16 protein-coding genes and 1 pseudogene are annotated in these 20,687 nt (G+C 67.9%); 6 read left to right on the top strand and 11 right to left on the bottom strand.

Going from position 1 to position 20,687, the window contains the following annotated elements:
• Positions 1-153: 153 nt before the first annotated feature.
• Positions 154-2,538, top strand: coding sequence for a xanthine dehydrogenase family protein molybdopterin-binding subunit (locus tag U4Z31_RS05985; RefSeq protein WP_321809721.1), 2,385 nt, complete (start codon positions 154-156; stop codon positions 2,536-2,538).
• On the top strand, positions 2,466-2,924 hold the full coding sequence (locus tag U4Z31_RS05980; protein ID WP_044848690.1) for a (2Fe-2S)-binding protein: 459 nt from the start codon (positions 2,466-2,468) through the stop codon (positions 2,922-2,924). The genes U4Z31_RS05985 and U4Z31_RS05980 overlap by 73 nt, the downstream gene beginning before the upstream one ends.
• A 17-nt stretch (positions 2,925-2,941) precedes the next feature.
• Here the strand turns inward: U4Z31_RS05980 and U4Z31_RS05975 are convergent, their stop codons facing one another.
• Entirely contained in the window at positions 2,942-5,059 is a 2,118-nt protein-coding gene (locus tag U4Z31_RS05975) for a serine/threonine protein kinase (RefSeq protein WP_321809720.1), read from the bottom strand.
• A gap of 447 nt (positions 5,060-5,506) precedes the next feature.
• Between U4Z31_RS05975 and U4Z31_RS05970 the strand changes: the two genes are divergently transcribed.
• Positions 5,507-5,725, top strand: coding sequence for a hypothetical protein (locus U4Z31_RS05970; RefSeq protein WP_124645719.1), 219 nt, complete (start codon positions 5,507-5,509; stop codon positions 5,723-5,725).
• A 29-nt stretch (positions 5,726-5,754) separates the two neighbouring features.
• On the opposite strand, the gene U4Z31_RS05965 is transcribed toward U4Z31_RS05970, so the two are convergent.
• Together U4Z31_RS05965 and U4Z31_RS05960 are read right to left on the bottom strand one after the other, a co-directional pair.
• The gene (locus tag U4Z31_RS05965) at positions 5,755-5,997 is read right to left on the bottom strand and encodes a hypothetical protein (RefSeq protein ID WP_321797171.1); all 243 of its coding nucleotides are present in this window, start codon (positions 5,995-5,997) and stop codon (positions 5,755-5,757) included.
• A 42-nt stretch (positions 5,998-6,039) separates the two neighbouring features.
• Positions 6,040-6,561, bottom strand: coding sequence for a lecithin retinol acyltransferase family protein (locus U4Z31_RS05960; RefSeq protein WP_321809719.1), 522 nt, complete (start codon positions 6,559-6,561; stop codon positions 6,040-6,042).
• Between the two features lie 482 nt (positions 6,562-7,043).
• Here U4Z31_RS05960 and U4Z31_RS05955 point away from each other — a divergent pair, with 482 nt between their 5' ends.
• Together U4Z31_RS05955 and U4Z31_RS05950 are read left to right on the top strand one after the other, a co-directional pair.
• The gene (locus U4Z31_RS05955) at positions 7,044-7,328 is read left to right on the top strand and encodes a hypothetical protein (RefSeq protein ID WP_044846565.1); all 285 of its coding nucleotides are present in this window, start codon (positions 7,044-7,046) and stop codon (positions 7,326-7,328) included.
• An 84-nt stretch (positions 7,329-7,412) separates the two neighbouring features.
• Positions 7,413-8,183: a PP2C family protein-serine/threonine phosphatase gene (locus tag U4Z31_RS05950; protein WP_044846564.1), complete on the top strand. Its 771-nt coding sequence runs from the start codon at positions 7,413-7,415 to the stop codon at positions 8,181-8,183.
• Positions 8,184-8,198: 15 nt separating this feature from the next.
• Here the strand turns inward: U4Z31_RS05950 and U4Z31_RS05945 are convergent, their stop codons facing one another.
• The 8 genes from U4Z31_RS05945 to U4Z31_RS05910 all read right to left on the bottom strand — a co-directional run bounded on the left by U4Z31_RS05945 (position 8,199) and on the right by U4Z31_RS05910 (position 19,662).
• Positions 8,199-9,527, bottom strand: a complete 1,329-nt coding sequence (locus U4Z31_RS05945) for a sigma-54 dependent transcriptional regulator (RefSeq protein WP_321809718.1) — start codon at positions 9,525-9,527, stop codon at positions 8,199-8,201.
• Positions 9,524-12,595 (bottom strand): peptidase domain-containing ABC transporter, encoded by a 3,072-nt coding sequence (locus tag U4Z31_RS05940; RefSeq protein ID WP_321809717.1) that lies wholly within the window; start codon positions 12,593-12,595, stop codon positions 9,524-9,526. Before U4Z31_RS05940 ends, U4Z31_RS05945 begins: the two co-directional genes overlap by 4 nt.
• Before the next feature lie 18 nt (positions 12,596-12,613).
• Positions 12,614-13,366: a peptidylprolyl isomerase gene (locus U4Z31_RS05935; protein ID WP_044846561.1), complete on the bottom strand. Its 753-nt coding sequence runs from the start codon at positions 13,364-13,366 to the stop codon at positions 12,614-12,616.
• 101 nt (positions 13,367-13,467) lie between these two features.
• Positions 13,468-14,877: an HlyD family efflux transporter periplasmic adaptor subunit gene (locus U4Z31_RS05930; protein ID WP_124485922.1), complete on the bottom strand. Its 1,410-nt coding sequence runs from the start codon at positions 14,875-14,877 to the stop codon at positions 13,468-13,470.
• Entirely contained in the window at positions 14,864-16,723 is a 1,860-nt protein-coding gene (locus tag U4Z31_RS05925) for an FHA domain-containing protein (protein WP_321809716.1), read from the bottom strand. Before U4Z31_RS05925 ends, U4Z31_RS05930 begins: the two co-directional genes overlap by 14 nt.
• Positions 16,724-16,914: 191 nt before the next feature.
• A complete protein-coding gene (locus U4Z31_RS05920) occupies positions 16,915-18,342 on the bottom strand; it encodes an efflux transporter outer membrane subunit (protein WP_321797628.1) in 1,428 nt (475 codons plus the stop codon).
• A gap of 423 nt (positions 18,343-18,765) precedes the next feature.
• Positions 18,766-19,191, bottom strand: a complete 426-nt coding sequence (locus U4Z31_RS05915) for a DUF4399 domain-containing protein (RefSeq protein WP_124485920.1) — start codon at positions 19,189-19,191, stop codon at positions 18,766-18,768.
• A 42-nt stretch (positions 19,192-19,233) separates the two neighbouring features.
• Positions 19,234-19,662: a DUF4399 domain-containing protein gene (locus tag U4Z31_RS05910; protein ID WP_124485919.1), complete on the bottom strand. Its 429-nt coding sequence runs from the start codon at positions 19,660-19,662 to the stop codon at positions 19,234-19,236.
• A 325-nt stretch (positions 19,663-19,987) separates the two neighbouring features.
• Between U4Z31_RS05910 and U4Z31_RS37155 the strand changes: the two are divergent.
• A pseudogene (locus U4Z31_RS37155) lies at positions 19,988-20,686 on the top strand (caspase family protein); the annotation flags it as partial.
• Between the last annotated feature and the right edge of the window lies 1 nt (position 20,687).

The raw sequence follows: 20,687 nt of genomic DNA, 5'->3' as shown, positions 1-20,687 counted from the left end.
TCAGGTTCTCGGTTGCCGAGATCAGTGACTAATATAGGTGATTGCAGCTGCAATGAAATGTCGGATTGTGTTCGAAACATTGAATGCCGGAGGCGCGTGGCGTGATTCGCCGGCGGCGCCGTGACTCGATCAACACATGTCGGCGGCCACCTCATGTTGACGCGCAGAACCTTCGTGCTGGGCAGTGCGGGCGTGGCGGGCACGCTGGTGATCGGCTGGGCGTGGTGGCGCCGCGACGACCGGCTGGCCATACCCGCGCAGCTGGCGATGTCGCGCGTCGATGTGCCGCTGAACGGCTGGGTGATGATCAGTTCCGCTAACGACGTGACGATCGTCATGAGCAAATCCGAAATGGGCCAGGGGATACATACCGGCGCGGCCATGTTGCTGGCCGAAGAGCTGGATGCGGACTGGTCGCGCGTGCGCATCGTCATGTCCCCGCTCGACACGATCTACAAGGACCGCGAATCACTGGCCGACGGCCTGCCGTTTCGTCCCGATGACGACAGCCTGCTCGCGCGCGGCGCGGCGGCCGTGGTGCGCCACGGCGCACGCTATCTGGGTTCGATGGTAACGGGCGGATCGACGAACATGATCGATCTGTGGGGGCCCATGCGCGAAGCGGGCGCCACGGCCCGCATCATGTTGCGCAGCGCCGCGGCGCAGCTTTGGCAGGTGCCCGTCGCCGAATGCGAGACGAAAGCCGGCGTGGTGCTGCATCGGTCGGGGCGCTCGGCGACGTACGGCGAACTTGTCGAGCGCGCGCGGGACGTGCCGCGCCCGGCACATGTCGCTCTGAAGGACCCGAAGACGTTCACGCTGGTCGGGAAACGGCTGGGCCGCATCGAGGCGCACGCGAAGCTCGACGGCAGCGCGCGCTATGGCATCGACGTGCTTCCGGACAAGCTCCTGTACGCGAGCGTCACGATGTGCCCGACACTCGGCGGAACGGCGCTGGCGGTCAACCGGTCCACGGTCGCCGGCCTGAAGGGCGTGACCGGCGTCTTCACGATCGCGCCATACCACGGCGGAACGGGAGGCGTTGCCGTCATTGCCGACAATCCCTTCATCGCCATGCGGACGTTGTGCGGGTTGCCGGTCACATGGGATCACGGGCCGGCTGCGGGCGTGAATACCGCGGACGTCCGCGCGGCATTGACGCGCGCCCTCGACGGTGACGACGGGCGCCACGTGTTCTACGCCGCCGGCGACGCCGATGCGGCGCTGGGCCGCGCGAAGCCGTTCGTCGCGCAGTACGAAGTGCCGTACCTGGCTCACGGGCCGCTGGAACCGATGAATTGCACGGTGCGGGTCGACGACGACGCGGCAACGATCTGGTGCGGCACGCAGGTTCCGATGGTGGCACGCCGGGCAGTCGCGGCGCTGCTGGGCCTGGACGAAGACAAGGTGGTCGTGAACCAGCAATTGATCGGCGGGGCCTTCGGCAGGCGGCTCGAAGTCGACTTCATCACGCAGGCGGCCGCCATCGCGCTTCATGCGAAGGGGCGGCCCGTCCAGACGATCTGGTCGCGCCCGCAGGACATGACGCACGACTTCTACCGCCCGGCCTGCGTGGCGAGATACAGCGGCGCCATCGATGCGAGCGGCAGGCTGGTTGCCTGGAAAGGCGTGTCGGCAAGCCAGTCGATCAGCGCGCAGGCGATGCCGCGCACCTTCGGCATGCCGGGCCTCGCCGCGAAATGGCTGCCCGACGCCACCACGGCGGAAGGCGCATTCGACCTGCCCTATGAATGCGCGAACATTCTCGTCCAGCACAATACGGTGACGCTCCCGGTTCCGGTTGGCTATTGGCGCTCCGTCGGACACTCGCATCAGGCATTCTTCGTCGAGAGCTTCATCGACGAGATGGCGGTGCTGGCACGCAAGGACCCGATCCAGTTTCGCCTCGACATGCTGAAGCAGCCGGCGCATCAGCGCCACGTGGCCGTGTTGCGGGCGCTCGTCGCGCTATCCGGCTGGCGTTCGCCGCTCGCGTGGCGTGACGAGACCGGCGCGCGGCGCGCACGCGGCGTGGCGATGCACGAATCGTTCGGCAGCGTGGTCGCGCAAGTCGCCGAAGTCCGGCAGGACGGTGACGGCTTTCGCGTGACGCGCGTGTTCTGCGTGATCGACTGCGGGCTGGCCGTGAATCCGAACCTGGTCGAGCAGCAGATGGAGAGCGGGATCATCTTCGGATTGTCGGCCGCGCTGGAGCAGGCGATCACGATCGAGAACGGGCAAGTCGCGCAGCAGTATTTCGACAGCTATCCGCTGGTCAACATGGAGACTTGCCCCGAGATCGTCACGCAAGTCCTGGCCGGCGGGACCGAGCCGCACGGTGTCGGCGAAGCGGGCACGCCGCCGATCGCGGCGGCCGTGGCGAATGCGCTGTATGCGCTCACGGGTGTGCGTCATCGCACGCTGCCGCTCATCAAGCCGAGCCCGCCCGGGCAAGGAGACGACCGATGGTGTCAGTCCGTATCAACGGGGAAACCGCTGACCTCGATACCGAGCCCGACACGCCGCTGCTCTGGGTGATTCGGTGCGAACGGAAGCTGACCGGCACGAAGTTCGGCTGCGGTGTCGGCGTCTGCGGTGCGTGCACGGTGCTCCTGAACGATCAGGCCGTGCCCGCCTGCCAGCTGCCGGTCGGTACGCTGAACGGCGCGCGCATCACCACCATCGAAGGGCTGGACGGCGTCGAAGCGCGGGCGCTGAAGAACGCGTGGATTGCCGTCGACGTCGTGCAATGCGGCTATTGCCAGAGCGCCCAGCTGATTGCCGCCACGGCGCTGCTGATGCGCTGCCCTCGCCCCGACGACCACCAGATCGACGAAGCCATGAAGAACATCGCATGCCGGTGCGGCACGTTTCCCCGCATCCGCCGCGCCATTCACCAGGCGGCGCAAGCGCTGGGCCGCTGACCGGCGCATCGGCCCGATCAGTGGCCGTTGGCATGCGTCGTGATCTGGATGAAATCGGCGGCAATGCGCCCCTCGCCGTATTTGGCCTCGAACAGCTTCAATTGCCGCTCGATTGCCGCGAGATAGGCGGCGCGCGGTTCGGATGAAGGCCGTAACCCGTCGAACAGCGGCGCGGGCGTGACGAGGAGCACGATCATCTCGGTGCCGAACGGCGGGCCGATCACCCACTCGCCCATGCTGCCGATCGTCGCGGCGTAATTCGGCGGCGCCTGGTTGTCGCGTTCGCGGCTGCTCGGCACGAGATGCACGACGCTGCCGTTCAGCACGTAGTAATCGACGTTCACGTACGACTCGTAACCGGGTGTCGTGATGTCGATGACGAGCGGGCTGCCTTCCGCGAGATGCGCGTCCGGCGCTCGCGTACGGAGCGACGCGGCGTGTGACGATGCCTGATTCGATCGCCAGTACGGGGCCAGCGCGCTCACGACCTCGCAATCGCGGGCATCGACCGGACGCACGTCGAGCCTCGCCGCCTGCCCGCCCGCCAGGCCGCCGAGTGCGCTGCGCACGCGGCCGATGCCGACACCGGCTTCCGTATAACCGCGCACCTGCAGCACGCGATCCTGCACCGACGCAACCAGCGCCGAACACGGTACGCGCGCCAGCGCAGCCGTCACGGCCGCCAGCGAGATCGCCGGTGCGGGTGTCGGTGCCGGTGCTGCCGGCGGCGGCGCGCTGGCAGCAGCGGGCACGGCGTTCGCGGCGGCCGCGGGCGCGCTGCCGGCACCGGCGCTCGCCGTCGCGCCATTCCCGCCGCCGGCAGTCGCGTGCGCAACCGTATCCGTTGCAGGGCGCCCGTCACCGCTGCGCGAAAGCGCCTGGTAGCCGTACCAGAGCACGGCGATCGCCGCCGCCGTGCAAGCGCCCACGGCCACCCCCACGCGTACGCCCGATGCCCGGGCGGGTGGCTTGAGCACGCCCATGCCTTCCAGGAACTGGTTGACGCTGGGCGTGCGCGCCGCACGGTCGAACGACAACGCGGCGCTCAAGGTTCGCCATTGCGGGCGATCGAGACCGGGATGACGCTCGGGCCGCAAGTGGTCGTGACGCGCCTGGGTGGCCGACAGCCGATTGAACGGATGGTGCCCGGTCAGCAATTCGTAGGTGACGCAGGCGAGCGCGTAGACGTCGTCGCGCGGATCCGGCTCGAGATGCTCGAACATCTCCGGGCTCGCATAGGCCGGCGTGATGCCGCCGAGGCTCGCCGGGTCGAACACGGTCACGTCGGGATCCTCGTCGCGCCGCTGGAATGCGCGCGCAATCCCGAAGTCGATCACCTTCACCTCACCGCGGTCGGTCAGGAACACGTTGGCGGGCTTGAAATCGCAGTGAACGAAGCCGCGCTCGTGCGCGTAGGCGAGCGCCTGGCCCATGCCGGCGATGATCGGCAACGCGGCATCGAGCGGCATGCCCTTGAAGTCCGGCGCGCGCAGCACCTTGCTGAGCGGCCGGCCCGACAGATACTCCATCGTGAGGTAGACGAGCGGACCGTCGCGATCGAAGTCGTAGACGGTGACGATGTTGCGATGAGCGAGCGTCTGCGCCTTGCGGGCCTCACGCTGAAGCGCGATCAGCGAGGTCGGCTGGCCGCGAAACTGCACATTGAGCACCTTGATCGCGATGTGCGGCTTGCGATCCGACGCCTCCAGCTTGCGCAGGTCGAGCGCCTTGTACACGGTACCCATGCCGCCGACGCCCAGGCACTCCTCCAGCACGAAGCGCCCGTTCAGCGTATCGCCGATGCCTTTCACGCGCTCGCCGTCGACGGACAGTGCGTCGCCCGACGGCCCGGGCGCGATGCCCGGACGCGCGTCCGGCCGAAGCGGGCTCTCCTGGATCCGGGTCGCGTCGCCCGCGGATGCCGTTCTGTCGCGACACCGCTCGAGTCGTTTCAGCACTTCCGCATAGATATCGTCCGACAACGGCTGCGTGGTTTGCGTCTGGTCGAGCACTTCGCGCAACCGCGCGCAATCGACCTGATCGGTCGCCAGCACACGGTCGATCTCCGAGAAGAACGCTTCCTGCGACAGCGTCCCGCTCTGGAATGTCTGAATCAGCTGCGCAAAGCTCATCATTCGTATGCCGTCTACTCAGCTTCAGCTTGCCGACCCGCTTCGGCGTTCCGCGGCGCCGCCAGGGCAAGGACCGTCCACGACGTACCCGTGCAGCGCGACATGTCGTTGATGCACCGGACACCATCGAACCTGCGCACGCTGCCACGTCATCATCAGACGAATTCGGTTGCGCGCCGCACCGGCCGCAGGCCTTCTGACAGGACGTCTAACAAATCATACTAGTCTGCGGTCACGCCCTGTGCAATCGGTGCCGGAACTAGAATTCACGTCGATCGATCGCGAACCGGCTTCCGGTTTTCGCCGTCCACGCGCGCCCGCGCTGCCCGGTCGATTTTCCAGCGCGCGCGGTCGTGCGGCGAACCTATACTGGACAGATTCCCGGTACGTCGGCACATCGCACGATGCTGCATGGCTGCCCCTCTTCCATCCGATTTCGCGGAGTCAACCATGGGCGTGCTCGTCATCAACGATCTTCCCGAAAGCGTCGACCTCGACCGCCAGGCGATGGCCGCCATCAGCGGTGGCGCGCGGGTCCGTGCGCATCAGACGATGCTCGCGCCGCAGCCTTTCCCCTATCTGCACACCGACGCCCGCGGGGCTGCACTGAAACATGCACCGGCGGCCGAAGCGGCGGCGTCCCCGGCGCGCCCGACCCTGTTGCGCTGACAGCACACCATCCGGCCGCGCACGCACGGTCAGGCCGCCTGCGACATCATCGCGGGCCGCCGATCGGCCGGCGGGAACACGCACCACGAGCCGTCGTCGTGACGAAAGAAGAAGATCGCGATCGTGCCGGCCGGATGCACGGCCTCGACGCAGACGAAGCGCCGCCGTTGCACCGGCAGGCGGCTGAAGCGCACGATGCGCGCCGGCACGCGCGCGCTCGGCGCGAGCCACTTGTCGACCTGCATGCGCAGCGAGGATTCGGTTCCGTTCATTTGAGCCCCCTGATGACGATGTCGAACGCGCCGGGACGTCGCTCATGCGGCGGCGATGGCGGCCACGGCACCTCGTCCGCCCGCGCGCCGCGCCGCGAGCAGCGCGCGGCAGACGGACAGCGCGAACCGGACGGCCGTCCGCGGATGCATGACGCAGGTGCGAACCTGCTCGCTGTGGCCCGTCCCTTCCACGCACCACGTGCAGAAGTGCTCGCAGTTGTTCGTGAGCAGGCGATAGCGGTTTTCGCCCAGACGCGAGCGCGCGCGCAGCACTGCGGTGCGTCCCGCATAGACGGCGTACGGATGCGGCACGACGCGCACCGCGTGACCGGCGGCGAAGCGTTCGAGCGTGACTTCCTCGATCGGGCCGCGATGCAGCGACGTGCACAGCCCCGCGTAGTGGACGACGCGCCCGTCGCCGACGTAGATGCCGTGATGGCTGTAGGCGCCGCGATCGGAAACCAGGTGCGCGCCGAGCGGCAGTGCATCGACGCCGCCGGACAGCGAAGCTGCCTGCGCGCTTGCGTCCGCAATGCTGTTCACTGGTTGAAGGTCGCGTTCCATGACGGGCTCCGTCTGCAGGTTGGCGGCCGCCCGTGTTGCTCATGGGTCAGCCGGTTGCCAACTAACCTGCATCAAGCGTGCCACTCGTCGCGGCGCCCGCCGTGCAAGGCCTGGCGGGAAACGCCCGGCGAACCGCGCACCGCGCTGTCGCCGCGCGGCCAACCGTTTGCCGGGGATTTTGTTGGTGCGGCAGCACCAGTTGGCGCGCCCGACCGCCGTCTGCATGTGCCGGAGCAGGTGTCGGTTTCGCGACCACGTTCGTGGCCCCGACTGTTGGCTCGCGTACAACCATTGCGGGACGAGGCCGCGACGCACTAGGATGCAAGCAACGCGTGTCGATCGCGCCTTGCCTTGCCGCGCGTGGCGCCCGGGCGGATCGACGCCCGCGCCCGGGCCACGCACGCGGGTCGTGTCACGCATGGCACGAGGTTTGCACGTATCGGGTACCCGGTTCGTCGGCAAGCCCCATTCGGAGATGCATCATGACCACGCTCGCAATTACCGACCTTCACATGCAGCGCGACATCGACCGCAAGACGATGTCGTTCATCCGCGGCGCAGGCGCGCCGTGGGTATTCGGCTGGATCCAGCCCTACACGCCGCCGGCGCCTGCGTTCGGGCCGGTCGTCAACCTCTATCAGACGTACAACACGTTCTACGCGAACCAGGTTCTCAACCAGATCCAGAACATCGACGTCGCGAACTCGGCGCCTGGCGCGAACATCGTGGTCGGGGTCGGCGCGGACGGCAGGAACCGGCTCGTCTAGCGCCGGTTTCAAGCCGGCCGGCAACGCGCGTTCACAAGCCCTGATCGGCATGAACCCGCCCTGAACGAAAAGGAATGGCGCGCCGTGAGCGCAGAACTGCAATGGACTTCGGCGTCACGCACCGACGTGGGCCGGGTTCGCGAGATCAACGAAGACGATTGCCTCGCGTTGCCGCACCGTGGCCTGTGGGCCGTTGCGGACGGCATGGGCGGACATTCGGCCGGCGACCTCGCGAGCCGGATGATCGTGCAGGCGCTGGATCGGCTGGCCGCCCCGGCCACGCTGGCGGACTTCATCGCGGCGGCGCGTACCGCGCTCGATGCCGTCAACGCGCAATTGCGCGAATCGGCCGCCCGGCGCGGCGTGCGCATGATCGGCAGCACGGTGGCGGTGCTGCTGGCGAGCGGCCGCCAATGCGGCTGGCTGTGGGCCGGCGACAGCCGGATCTACCTGTACCGCGACGCGCGCCTGACGCAGCTCACGCTCGATCACAGCCACGTCGCGGAACTGCAGGCGCAGGGCCACCTGAGCGCACAGCAGGCGCGCCATCACCCGTCGCAGCACGTGATCACGCGCGCGGTCGGCGCCGCCGAGCAGCTGCAGCTCGACGAACGACGCATCGACGTATGCGACGGCGACATGTTTCTGCTGTGCAGCGACGGCCTGAGCAACGAGCTCGACGAAGCCGACATCTCGGCCGCCCTCGCCTGCGGCGATTGCGCGCGCGCAACGGACGAGCTCGTCGCCCTCGCGTTGCGCGCGGGCGGCCGGGACAACGTCACCGCGGTCGTGATCCGCGCGTCCGATCCCGATGCGTCGGACCGAACGCTCGCCAATCCTTCCGTGCGACGCTGAACGATCGCGCGACGCCTACGCGTCCTTGTCGGGCGTCGCGGGGTCCTGATGACGGAACGCTTTCGAACGGATGCCGTGCTTCTTGAGCAGCATCTGCAGGTGCGACCGGTTCATCTCGCAACGGCGCGCCAGTTCGGCCACGGTGCCGCCGGTCTCCTGCAACCCGCGTTCGAGAAACGCACGCTCCGCCTCGTCGCTTGCCGCACGCTTCGCGTCGCTGAGCGACATCGGCCTGCCCGACGCGCCGTCATCGATCGCGCGAACGGCGGCCGACCCGGTTTTCGGCCGGATGTCCTCGGGCAGGTGCTCGATATCCGCGACCTCGCCGGCCAGGCACGACAGACGGTAGACGAGGTTGCGCAGTTCGCGGATGTTGCCCGGATACGCGTACGTCAGCAGGAAGTCGCGCAGCTTCGGCGTCGTCTTGAGTGGCCTGCGCTTCAGCGCCCCTGCCGCCTCGTCGCCGAAGTACGCGAGCAAGAGCGGGATTTCGTCGCGACGCTCGCGCAGCGCGGGCAAGGTCAGATGAATGACGCTCAGGCGATAGAACAGGTCCTCGCGAAAGAGCCCCTGCTCGCTCAATTGCCGCAAGTTCTTGTTAGTGGCGGCGACGATGCGCGTGTCGACGCTGATCGGCTCGTCCGAGCCGACCCGCTGGATCTCGTGCGATTCCAGCACGCGCAGCAGCTTGACCTGGCCCGACAGCGGCAATTCGCCGATTTCGTCGAGGAAGATCGTGCCGGTGTGCGCGCTCTCGAACTTGCCCTTGCGATCGTTCGACGCGCCGGTGAACGCGCCGCGCCGATGGCCGAACAGCTCGGATTCGAGCAGGTTGTCGGGAATCGCGCCGCAGTTCACCGAGATGTAGGGCCGGTCGGCGCGCGCCCCGTTCGCGTGGATGACTTTCGCCATCAGCTCCTTGCCGGTCCCGCTCTCGCCGTCGATCAGCACCGGCAGATCGGTCGGCGCGGCCTTCTCGGCGATTTCGAGCGCGGCGAGCAGCTTGGGGTTGTCGCCGAAAATGCCCTCGAAAATGAAGCTGCGCTCGATCAACGCCTGCCGCCGTCGTTGCACCGCGGGCGCGGGCGCCTCCGGCGCGTCGGCCGAATCGGCTGCGTCGGACGCCTGCGGCGCGGCCACGGCGGCCTCGACGAAGCGCTCCTTGCGCGACATCTGCATGACTTCGTCGCGCAGCACGTTCGCCTGATTGAGCAGCTTCTCGATGTCGACACGCTCGAGCTTGGGCGCCCAGCGCAGCATCGAGCGCAGGATCTCGATCTTCTCGAGCAGGCCGGCATACGAGACCGCGGAGTTGCCGAATCCGTGCGGGTCGAAGAGTTTCATGATGCGCCCAGCTGTTTCTGCACGAGCTGGTAATACATGCCCTGAAGGGCGACCAGCTCGTCGTGCGAGCCCTGTTCGACGATCGCGCCTTCGTACAGCACGAGGATCTTGTCGGCCCGCATGATGGTGCTGAGCCGGTGCGCGATGATCACCGCCGTGCGCCCTTGCAGAATCTCGTGCATGTTCGCGAGGATGTTGCTCTCCGACTGCGTGTCGAGCGACGACGTCGCCTCGTCGAACACGAGCAGGCGCGGGTCGTGATACAGCGCGCGCGCGATGCAGAGCCGCTGGATCTGGCCGCCCGACAGGCCCACGCCGCGCTCGCCCACCACCTGCTCGTAGCCGAGCGGCAATTTGCTGATGAAGGCGTGCGCGTCGGCCATCCGGGCGACCTCCTCCATGCGGCGCCAGTCGGGGCTCGTGTCGCCGCAGGCGATGTTCTCGGCAATCGAGCCGGAAAACACCAGATTGGACTGCATCACATAGCCGATCTGCTGGCGGTAGTACGCCTTGTCGATCGCGCTCATGTCGTATCCGTCGACCACGATCTTGCCGTCCGTGGGCGCATAGAATCCCACCAGCAGCTTCGCCAGCGTGGTTTTCCCCGAACCGCTGCGCCCGACGATGGCCACCATCTCGCCGCGCTTGATCGTGCAGTTGATGTTCTCGAGCACGTAAGGCGTTTCGTTGCCGCCGTAGCGGAAATACACGCCCTCGAAGCCGATGTCGCCCTGCAGGTCGGGCAGCAGCACGCGCGAGGCCAGTCCGGACGGCTGCTGCTCGGGTTCGAGGTCGAGGACGTCGCCGAGCCGTTCCATCGCCACCGCCGCGTCGTTCATCAGGCTCCACATGCCGACGAGCCCCATCAGCGGCGCCAGCACGCTGCCCATGAACGCATTGAAGGCGATCAGTTGCCCGATGCTGAGTTCATGGGCGAGCACGAGGTTCGCGCCGACCCACAGGATCACGATGGTGGTCGCCGCATTCAGCAGCTGGCTGCCCAGCGCGACCAGGATGTTGAATGCCTGCGCGCGGTACTGGACGTCGAGCGCCTTCGCATACTTGCGCTCCCACTTCAGCCGTACCGAGCGCTCGATGCCCATGCCCTTCACGGTCTCGACGCCGCCGAGCGTCTCCATCAGCAGCGACTTCGCATCGGTGGACGCGGCGAACACCTCGCGCGCATAGCCTTTCAGCTTCGGCGTCGCGAGCGCGGTGAGCGCCATGATCGGGATCACGAACGCGATCAGCACCAGCGTCATCTTCACGTTGTAGAGGAACATGATCGTGAAGTAGATGAAGATCATCAGCAGATTGAGCGCGGTGGTCACGGTGGACTCCGTCAGGAACGCCCGGATCGTCTGGTTTTCCTGGAAGCGCGCGAACACGTCCCCGCTCTTGCGGCGCGCGAAGAACGAATACGGCAGCGACATCGTGTGTTTGTAGAACTGCGACATCATCGCGAAGTCGAGGCTGCGCACCATGAAGTTGGAGAGATGCGCGCGGATCGTGGTCATCAACTGGGTGAACACGTGCGAAACGACGAGCCCGGCGATCAGCAGGTGCAGCAGGCTCACGTTCTGGTGCACGACGACCCCGTCGAGGATGTTCTGGATGATGAGCGGCGGTATGACGCCCAGCATCTGGATCACGAACGTCGCGAGGAACAGGTGCGCGAGGATCTTCCGGTAAGGGCGCAGATAGCCGATGAAGCGCACCCAGGGCGAGCGCGACTCGGCCGGCGCCGCGGCCGGCCCGCTCGCGGTAAACAGCAGGCAGGTGCCGCTCCAGCCGCGCTCGAACGTCTCGACGCTCAGCTTCCTGAAGCCGAGCGCCGGATCGGCGATGCGCACCCACGACTTCGACACGCCGTACACGACGACGTAGTGGTAGCCCTCCCAGTGCACGATGAACGGCAGGTCGAACCCGAGCAGCGCCTCGTACGTGCACTGCACGCCGCGCGTCGCGAAGCCGACCGCCTCGCCGGTGCGCGCGAGGCTGTCGAGCGTCGCGCCCTGGGTCGTCACGTTCGCCAGATCGCGCAGCTTGCCGAGCGTCATCGCGACGCCGTAGTGACGGCAGATCATCGCGAGGCACGCGGCCCCGCAATCCATTTCCTCCGCCTGCTCGACCAGCACGAAACGCTTGATCATGCGCTCGCCGAACGCGGCGTCGGCGCCGATGTCGATCTGCAGCGGATGGCGGCGCCGTTCGGCGAGCTTCTTCTGCCGCTGCAGTTCCTGGTCGACGAAGCGGATGCGCTCCTCGAGCACCTCGCGTAATTTCGGGTTGCGCTCGAGCATGAAGTGCACGGTCTTTTCCGGAATGACGAGCAGGCGCGTATCGGTGACGGCGGTGACGGTCGCCGCCTGCTCCTGCCGCAGCAGGCACGCGCGCTCGCCGAAGATCTCGCCCGCGCCGAGCGTCGCGAGCGGATAGTCGTTGCCGTCCTCGCGGCACGAGACGCTGACCTCGCCCTGGCGCACGACGTACAGCCGCAGGTCGCCGCCCGGGCCCTGCCGGACGATCTCCTTGCCGGCCGGCACGCGCTTCACGCCGACGCTCGACACGTATTCCTCGAGCTCGGCGCGCGTCAGCTTGCCGCGCAGGTCGAACAGCCGCGTCACGAAACCGCCGGCCGAGCTGATCGCGACATAGCTCGTCACGAACGACTGCGCGGCCGGGTTGTCGCGCACGATCGGTTCGATCGCGCTGCGCGGGATGCACAGCACCTCGGTCTTCGTCGACGCGCGCACCGACACCTCGTGCCAGTATTCGCGCAGCATCGCCATTTCGCCGAACACCTCGCGTTCCTTGCGCACGCCGACGCTGGTTTCCTTGCCGCGCTCGTCGGCGATCAGGCGCACGGACCCGCTGCGCAGCACATACAGGCCCTCGGCGAGGTCGCCGCGATTGCAGACGGTGTCGCCGAACCCATAGGTGCGCACCTGCGCATGGGCGGCCATGCGATCGAGTTCGTCGTGCGAGAAGAGCGACAGCGGCTCCACCGACGCGAGAAACGCCGCGAGCGACGGGGTGCTGGCCGGGGCGGGGGCTTGTGCGTCCATCGATGCGGTTCTCCGTGATCAGCGTGCCTCGATGATGTGTTCCTGCGCGCGCTCGGCGAGCCACTCCTCGCGCAGCAGGCGGCGCACCTCCGACGCGACGTCGGCGTCGAGCGCGGCCGGGTGTTTCGCGGTCACCGAGAAGATCTCGAAGAACGCGCCGTCGGGCGCCGCGAACGGCCCGAGCAGATCGCCCACGTGCGCGTTGAACACCTTGGCCTCGATATCCGTCTTCAGCGAGCCGCGCAGCACCTTGCCGATCACGCCGCCGCGCTCGCTCGTGTCGGCGATCGAATGCTCGCGCGCCATGTCGCCGAAGCAGCTCGGGTCGTCCTCGAGGATCGCCATCATCTCGCGCGCCTTGCCTTCCGAATCGAGCACGATGTGACTGACCTCGATGCTGTCGAACTTCGGCGAATTGAGCTTGAAGTACGCGTCGACGGCCGCATCGCTGCACACCGTGTCGAGCGTCTTTTCCTGGTACAGCGTATCGGTGATGAAGCGCTCGAACTCGTCGAGACTGACGCCGAACACGTCCAGGTAGCGGTTCATGTCCGCGGCGCGGTGCAGCCCGCGCACGCGGCGAAACTGGTCGGCACGCTCCTGGATCTCTTCCGGCGTGACCTGCATGCCCATCTTCCTCGCCGCGATCACCGTCAGCCGGTCGCGAACCTGCTGTTCGACGAGGCCCTCGAACTGCCCGCTGAGCTTCAGCACGCGGATGAAGTCGTCGGTGCCGATCACCTCGTCGTCGATACGCACTATTGCCGTCATCTCGTTCCCCTTGATCCCTGTCAGCGGCGGTTCGCCGTGATGCGCCGCCGGTGCCTCGCCTCACCGCTTGCCTGCGTTCCACTGCGCCGTGGCGGCGCCCGTCAGCCCGCGATCTGCCTGAACGGGTCCAGCGCGAACCCGATCAGGCGGCGCTCGCGCACCACGATTTCCGCCGTGGCCGTCATGCCGTAGCGCAGCGGGTAGGTCGTGCCGGCAATCGTGTACGCGTTGCGCACGAGCGCCACCCTGCCCTCGTAGACGGGTTCCTTCGTCTGCGCCTGCGGCTTCGTCGCCGGCGAAATGTATTCGAGCGTGCCGTCGATCACGCCATAGCGTTGATACGGAAACGCATTGAACTTGAGCTTCACGGGCAGGCCCTCGTGAAGGAACGCGCGGTCCTGCTCCGCGATCGCGACCTTCACCACCGGCCGCGCATCCGACGGCGCGATGCTGCCGAGCGGCGTGTTGGCGAGGATCTTGTCGCCGGGCTGCGTCGTGGTCACATCGGTGATCACGCCGGATACGGGCGCCAGCACGAGCAGGAAATTGTCCTTGTCGATGTTCTCGAAGCGGATCCGCGCGGCGGCATCCGCGGCGAGGCGCGCCGTCTGCACCTGCAGACGCAGCTTCTCCTCGGTGTTCGCGATGTCGCGCACGGTCGCGTCGTACTGGATGCGCAGCCCGGCGAGCGTCTCGCCGCTGCCTTCGAGTTGCGCCTTCGCCTGCGCGAACTCGTGGCTCTGCTGCGCCTCGAGCTGCGTGAGCCGCGCCTGCGCGACGCGGTAGCTGTCCTGGGCCTGCAGGTAGGCGCTGCGTTTCTGTTCCACCTGGCTCTGCGACACGCCGCCGCCGCCCGGCAGCGCGAACAGGCGCGCGTACTTGTCCTGTTCGTCCTTCGCGAGATCGAGTGCGTGGCGGGCGTTGTCGATATTGCTGCGCGCTTCGTCGATCTGCGCGTGCTGCGATTGCGCGAGCTTGCTGGTGCCTTCGGCAATGCGGTTCTGGTGCAGGTGCTCCTCGACCTCGATCTGTTGCTTCAGCGCGTCGGCCTTGCGCTCCATCAGCTGCTTCTTGTCCGGAAACTGCTTCCATTCGCGCTCCGCGTCGTCGAGCTTGAGGCGCGCATCGAGCGCGTTGGTCGCCGCCTCGATCGCGCCGCGCGCGTTGATCCGGCCGATCACGTCGTTCTTTTCGACCGGCTGGCCTTCGGCGATGTAGATGTCCACCAGCTCGCCGTCGACGGGCGCGTAGATGCGGCGCACCTCGGACTCCGGCGCGAGCGCGCCCTGCGCCGTCACGATGACGTCGGCGCGGCCGACGAACGACCACAGCAGCGCGCACACGACGAGCCCGACCATCGCGATGATGGTCGCCTGCGTGAGCCGCCACGGCCGCGCCGTCAGGATCGCGATCCCTTCGACGCTGTGATCCTCCAGCGCCTCGCCCAGCGAGCGTGGCGGCTCCGGCGGCGGCGCCTGGCGCGCGCGCTTGAGCAGACTATCGAGCTTCACTGCGCCCTCCCGACGAAGCGAGCCGCTCCAGCGTCGCGACATGGGCGGCGAATTGCGGCGTCGCGAAGCGGAACTGCCTGAGGCGATCGAGTACGGCCGGCCCGTGGCCGGCCCGCGCGTCGCTCTCGAACTGCAGGTACTGCTGCAGGTCGGCCCGCACCGCGTCGAGGCCGCCGAGGCGCGGATAGCGCTGCTCGTCGTCGGCGAGCAGCGCCGGGAGACCGTCGAGCCGGTCGTCGTCGAGCGCCGACGCGATCGCGCGCTGCAGCCGCTCGAGCGCGGCCACGTAGACGGAGTTGTCGCTTTGCAGCCGGCGCAGCTGACTGAGCGCGTCGGCATACAGCACGCCAAACGCGGGAACGTATGACGAAATCCGGTCGAGCAGCCGCTGATGCGCACCCGGGTCGTCGTTCCAGCGGCCGGTCAGCGCCTTGATCGGCGCTTCGTCGCGATAGATGCGGATCGGCGCTTCCGCCCCGCCGCGCCCGGCGACGAACGCCTGCAGCTCGCCGATCCACGCGACTTCGTCGACGAGCGGGCGCGCGTCGGCGTTGTGGCGCGCCAGCGTGCGCATGTCCTGCACGACGGCACGGGCGCGGTCGAAGGCGCGCGCGTTCATCGCGGCGATCCAGTCCGGCACTTTCGACCGGACGAGCGCCTCGGTGCCCAGCGCGACGAACGCCGGGTCGTCGGGATGGCTGGCCAGATGGCGGTCGGCGAGTTGCGCCGCCTGCGCGGCGTCGCCGCGCGCCAGCAGCGCGTGCATCTCGCGCAGCGGCGCGTCCTGGAAATACAGCGTCGCGACCAGCAGGCCGACCGCCGCGAGCAGTGCGCCGCTCCACCCGCCGAGCCGGCGCAGGTTGACGTGCCCGCTGCCGCCGAACGCCTCGCTCAGCTCCGACAGGAAGACTTCGATCCTGCCGCGCCGGCGGCGCGCGTCATGCGCGGTTTCGGCGGCGCCATGCGCGGCGTGCGGGTTGACCTCGTCGTCCGGCTGAACGGCCGGCACCGTGCAGAAGATGTCGAGGAACGAATGCGCGGTATCGACGAAGGTGGTCCGGTCGGGGTCCGCGGCGGCCGCATGCGCGGCGGCGCCGGGCAACGATGCGGCCGTCACGGTGGAGTCCGGCCCCGGCTCGCGCTGCACCCCGACGCGATAGACGAAATGATCGCCGCCGAACGCGAGCAGCGCGCCGTCGCCGAGCGGCACCGCATGCTCGTCGAGGCGCCGGCCGTCGACGAACGTGCCGTTCGTGCTGCCGAGGTCTTCCACGAAGACCTCGCCGTCCTGCACGTAGATGTGCGCATGACGCCGCGACAGGTAGTTGACCTGATGCGGATACGCGTTCCGGTAGCAGGCGAACGTATCGTCGGTCTTGCTCACGAGGAACGGGAAGGCGGTAATGATGACCGGTTGCAGGCCGAGATCGCCGCGCTCCGGCGCCAGCGTGACGACGGCCGGCCGCGCCGGCCGATGCGTCGCGCGCGGCACGAACGCGGCGCGGTACGCCAGCGCGCCGGCGAAGCGCAGTTCGTCGCCGTCGCGCAGCAGGTGCGGCTTGTCGCCGACCTCGACACCGTTGACGGCCGTGCCGTTCTTGCTGCCGAGATCGGCGACGTAGGCCGCGCTGCCTTCGAAGAAGATGCGCGCATGGCGGCGCGACAGGTCGGCCACCAGTTCGGGCCTCGCGGACGCGAATGGCGTGTTGGTGCGCCCGACGGCGAACAGCGCGTGGTCGATCCGGATCTCGCTCAGCTCCGGATGCGAAACCGGCTTGAGCACGATGTCGAACTGCCGGTCGAGCGCGGCGTGTTTCTCGGCAATCGAAGCGGCGTCTGGAACCATGATTCGGCCAACGATCGACATGCGCCCGCCAATGGAGACGCGGCGCAGGCAACGCGACGCGCTTTCGAACCACCTGAGTGAAGCCGCACCGCCAACGCACGTGGCGGCACGATCGTGAAAAAAGTTTAGGCGACGGATGGCGGTAGTCAATCGGCTGGCGCCGATCGCGCGGCTGCGCAGGGCTGGCGTGTTCATTGCAGCGCGTGGCCGGTCGGCTCGCTGCCTGCATTCGAGATTTCGACCGCGCGCCAGCCGCCGCCGATCGCCTTGTAGAGCGTGACCGTGTCGCTCAGAATCTGCTGATGATTGGCGAGCAGCGCGAGTTCCGCGGATGCCACCGAACGCTCCGATTCGAGCACCTCGAGTTGCGAGACGAGCCCTTCCTTGAGCTGCGCCTCGACCTGCGCTGCGACGGTGCGCAGACGCGCGCTCTGCTGCTGAAGCTGTATGCGCTGCTGCTTGTGCGCGTCGAGATCGACGAGTGCATTTTCCACCTCCTTGAACGCGGTAAACACGGTCTGCCGGTACTGCTGCTCGGCGACCTTGGTCTGCGCCTCGGTCGTCTTGATGTGCGCGCGCACGCCCGGGTCGAACATCGGCAGGTTGATGCTCGGCAGGAAGCTGAACGTGAAGGCCTTGAAGAGATCCGACAGCGCGAACGCCGCGGTGCCGCCACGCCCGGTCAGGCTGATCGACGGCAGCTGCGCCAACTTCGCCGCGCCCACTTCGTCATACGATTCGAGCACGCGGTACTGCGCGGCGACGACATCCGGCCGGCGCGCCAGCAGTTGCGCGGGCAGCCCCATCGGCACGTCCGGCAGCTTGACGCGCTGCCGGAGATGGCCGGCAGGCATCCTGAATTCGCCGGCCGGCACGCCCAGCAGCGTCGCGAGCGCGTTCTCGGCCGTGTCGCGCGAGCGGTGCAGTTCGATCAGTTCGTTCGCCAGCCCGTTGATCTCCGCGCTCTGCCGCAGCACTTCGGTCTGCGGCGCGATGCCGTTCGCCAGCATCGACTGGTAGATCGCGAGGATCTTCCGGTTCTTGTCGAGCGTGCGCTGTTCCTGCTCGATCTGGTCGTCGAACTGGAGGATCCGGAAATACGTGCTCGACACGTCGGCGACGAGCGTCAGGTAGCCGGCGCGCCAGTCGGCCTCGGTCGCGCGGTATTCGGCCTTCTGCGCCTGCACGCCTTTCTCGACCTTGCCCCAGATGTCGATCTCCCAGTTCACCTGGCTGCCGAGGTTGTAGGACTTCGACAGCGTCTGATGCGTGTTCTTCTCGAAGTCCACGCCCGCGCCGAGATCGGCGCTCGGCAGCGCGCCCGCCTGGACTTCGCCGACCTGCGCGCCGGCCACGCCGATGCGCGCCGCCAGCACCTTGATATCGACGTTGCCCGCGATGGCCTTGTCGATGAGCGCGTCGAGCGTCGGATCGTCGAAGCTCTTCCACCACTCGGCGTTGACCGCGTCCGACGCGGATACCGGCCCGCGCGCATGCGCCCAGGTGGTCTTTGCCGGCATCTCGGGGCGCTGGTAGACGGGCACGTTCAGGTCCATGCAGCCGGACAGCAACGCCGCGCATGCGCCGGCGGAACCGGCGATGCGGGCCAGCGAACGCATGAGGCCGCGGCAGTTGCGCGTGGCAGTCGGCGACAGGCAGGTGTTCACGATCGACTCCTTGGGCGGAACGCGGCGACGATGCGGGATCGGCGGAAGTGTTGGTGTCGATGCTGCAGCGTGGCACGCTCGCGTCTCATCTCGCATGGGGCGTGCCAGCCGCTCGCGGGGGCGGCGGCAATCGCGCCGGCAGGCTTGCTGGCGCGGGTCCGGGTCACGAAGACGGGAATTGGAGCGACGTGTGCGCGGCACCGGGATCAACGGTGCGTGATGGGGCGTCGCAGACAGTTCGGGCTCGGGATGTCGGGTGTGCGCCGACACTTGGCGCATCGGGCGGCCGCGTCGCCGTCCGGCGCCGGGCTGCTCACCTGCTCGCGTGAGCGCGAGCGCGCGTACGTCAGCGATCGCCGATCGGCGTGCGCGACGTCACTTCACGTAGATCGTGATTTTCTTCGAGTAGACGGGCGGATTGTGCGGCACGTGGTTGGCGTCGCCCATCAGAAGTTGCAGCGTGTGCTTGCCCGGCGGAAGCTCCAGCGTGGTCTCGGTCTCGCCCGCGCCGAAATGCAGGTGATTGCGGTCGGACGGAATCGGCTGGTCCATCGGCGGCAGGTCCGTATCGACCAGCAGGTGATGGTGGCCCGTGTTCGGAAACTGCACGTGCGACGGCGCGACACCCATGTCGCGCAAGCCGAACCACACGCGGAACGGACGTCCGGCCGGCATCACCTGGCCATCGTTGGGCCAGCCGATGTAGACGACGGCCTTCGGGGGATGCGTGCCGGTCTCTGCGGTCGCCGCCCCCGTCCATAGCAGCGTCACGGCAACGGCGAAGAGGATGAGCTTGTTCATGGCGGCAATTCCCGGTTCGGGCGGCAGGCGCGGCATGGCGCGCTACTTGACCGTGATCGTGATCTTCTTCGAGTACACCGGCGGATCGTGCGGCACGTGGTCGTGGTCGCCCATCAGCAGCTGCAGCGTGTGCTTGCCGGGTGGCAGCTCGATGCGCGCCTCGGTTTGACCGGCACCGTAATGGAGGTGATTCCGGTCCGACGGTATCGGCTGGTCCAGCGGCGGGAGATCGGTATCGATGAGCAGATGATGGTGGCCCACGTTGGGCCGCTCGATGCCTTTCGGGCAGATGCCCATGTTGCGCAGGCCCATGCGCACCCAGAACTTGCCGCCCGTGATCGTTGCGCCGTCGGACGGCCAGATGATGTAGGCCTCGGCGCCGGGCGGCGAAGTCGTACGCCCGGCGGCGAACGCGATCCTCGGCGCCAGGACGGTGGCGGCCAAAGCCAACAAGGTAGCCCTTCTTCGCATCGTGTTGCTCCTCGCGTGGATGGCGGCGCGCGGCGTCGGACAGTGGAGCGTGTCTAACAGCTTAGGACGTAATCGACAGGAAGGCACATAACGATGTTCCAGGGTAACGGGCCGGCCGCGATGCGCGGATCCGTATGTCCGTTTTTTGCAAGACCCGCGGGTGGATCCGGTGATCGCCGCCAGGCGCACGTGCTATCTTGAATGTGTCCCGGCCGCGCCCGTGCCTGCCGCAAGCCGGCATTGCGCTCGCCGCGACCGAACACCCGGCAATGGCTGCGCTCCGCCTTCGGCATCGGGTCCGACGGCGCACCCTGGGGGGCTCAACATGTGGCGAATACTCCTGCCCGCATGCCTGCTTGCGTCGATCTCGGTGGCATCGAGCACGTGCTCCGGCGAGGACATGCATGCTTTTCCCGCACCGCCGTCGGCGTCCGCGCGCGCCCCGTCAGTCGAACCGCGGCGCGTCGCGCTCGTGATCGGCAACGGCGCCTATCGCGATCATCCGCTCGCCAATCCCGTTCATGACGCCGATGCAATGAGCGACGCGCTGCGCGCGCTCGGCTTCGACGTCATCACGTTGCGCAATGCGACCCGGCAGCAGATGCTCGACGGGCTTGCCGCGTTCGAACGCCACGGCGCGGCCGGCGGCACCGGGCTGGTCTATTTCGCGGGCCACGGCGCCAGCGTCGGCGCAACGACATGGCTCGCGCCGGTCGATGCCGACGTCGGCGCGCCGGCCGGCCTGTCGCGAACGGGTATCGACCTGCAAACCGTGTTCGATGCGACGTCGCGGCCGCGCGGCGACCGGATTGATCTGATCATTCTGGATTCCTGTCTGATCGCGCCTCCCGGTGCCGGCCACGTGGCGGCCCGCGAGCCGCCGCCGCACACGCTCGTCGCATACGCGGCAGCGCCCGGCGCAGGCGCCGCCGACGGTACCGCGCATGGTGTCTACACGGCAGCGCTGCTGCAGACGCTCGCGGTGCCGGGGCTCGGGATCGCACAGGTCTTCGACCGTGCCGGCG

The sequence above is a fragment of the Burkholderia sp. BCC1985 genome (assembly GCF_905339915.1).
Classification (GTDB): domain Bacteria; phylum Pseudomonadota; class Gammaproteobacteria; order Burkholderiales; family Burkholderiaceae; genus Burkholderia.
This window is presented reverse-complemented; position numbering and strand designations above follow the sequence as displayed.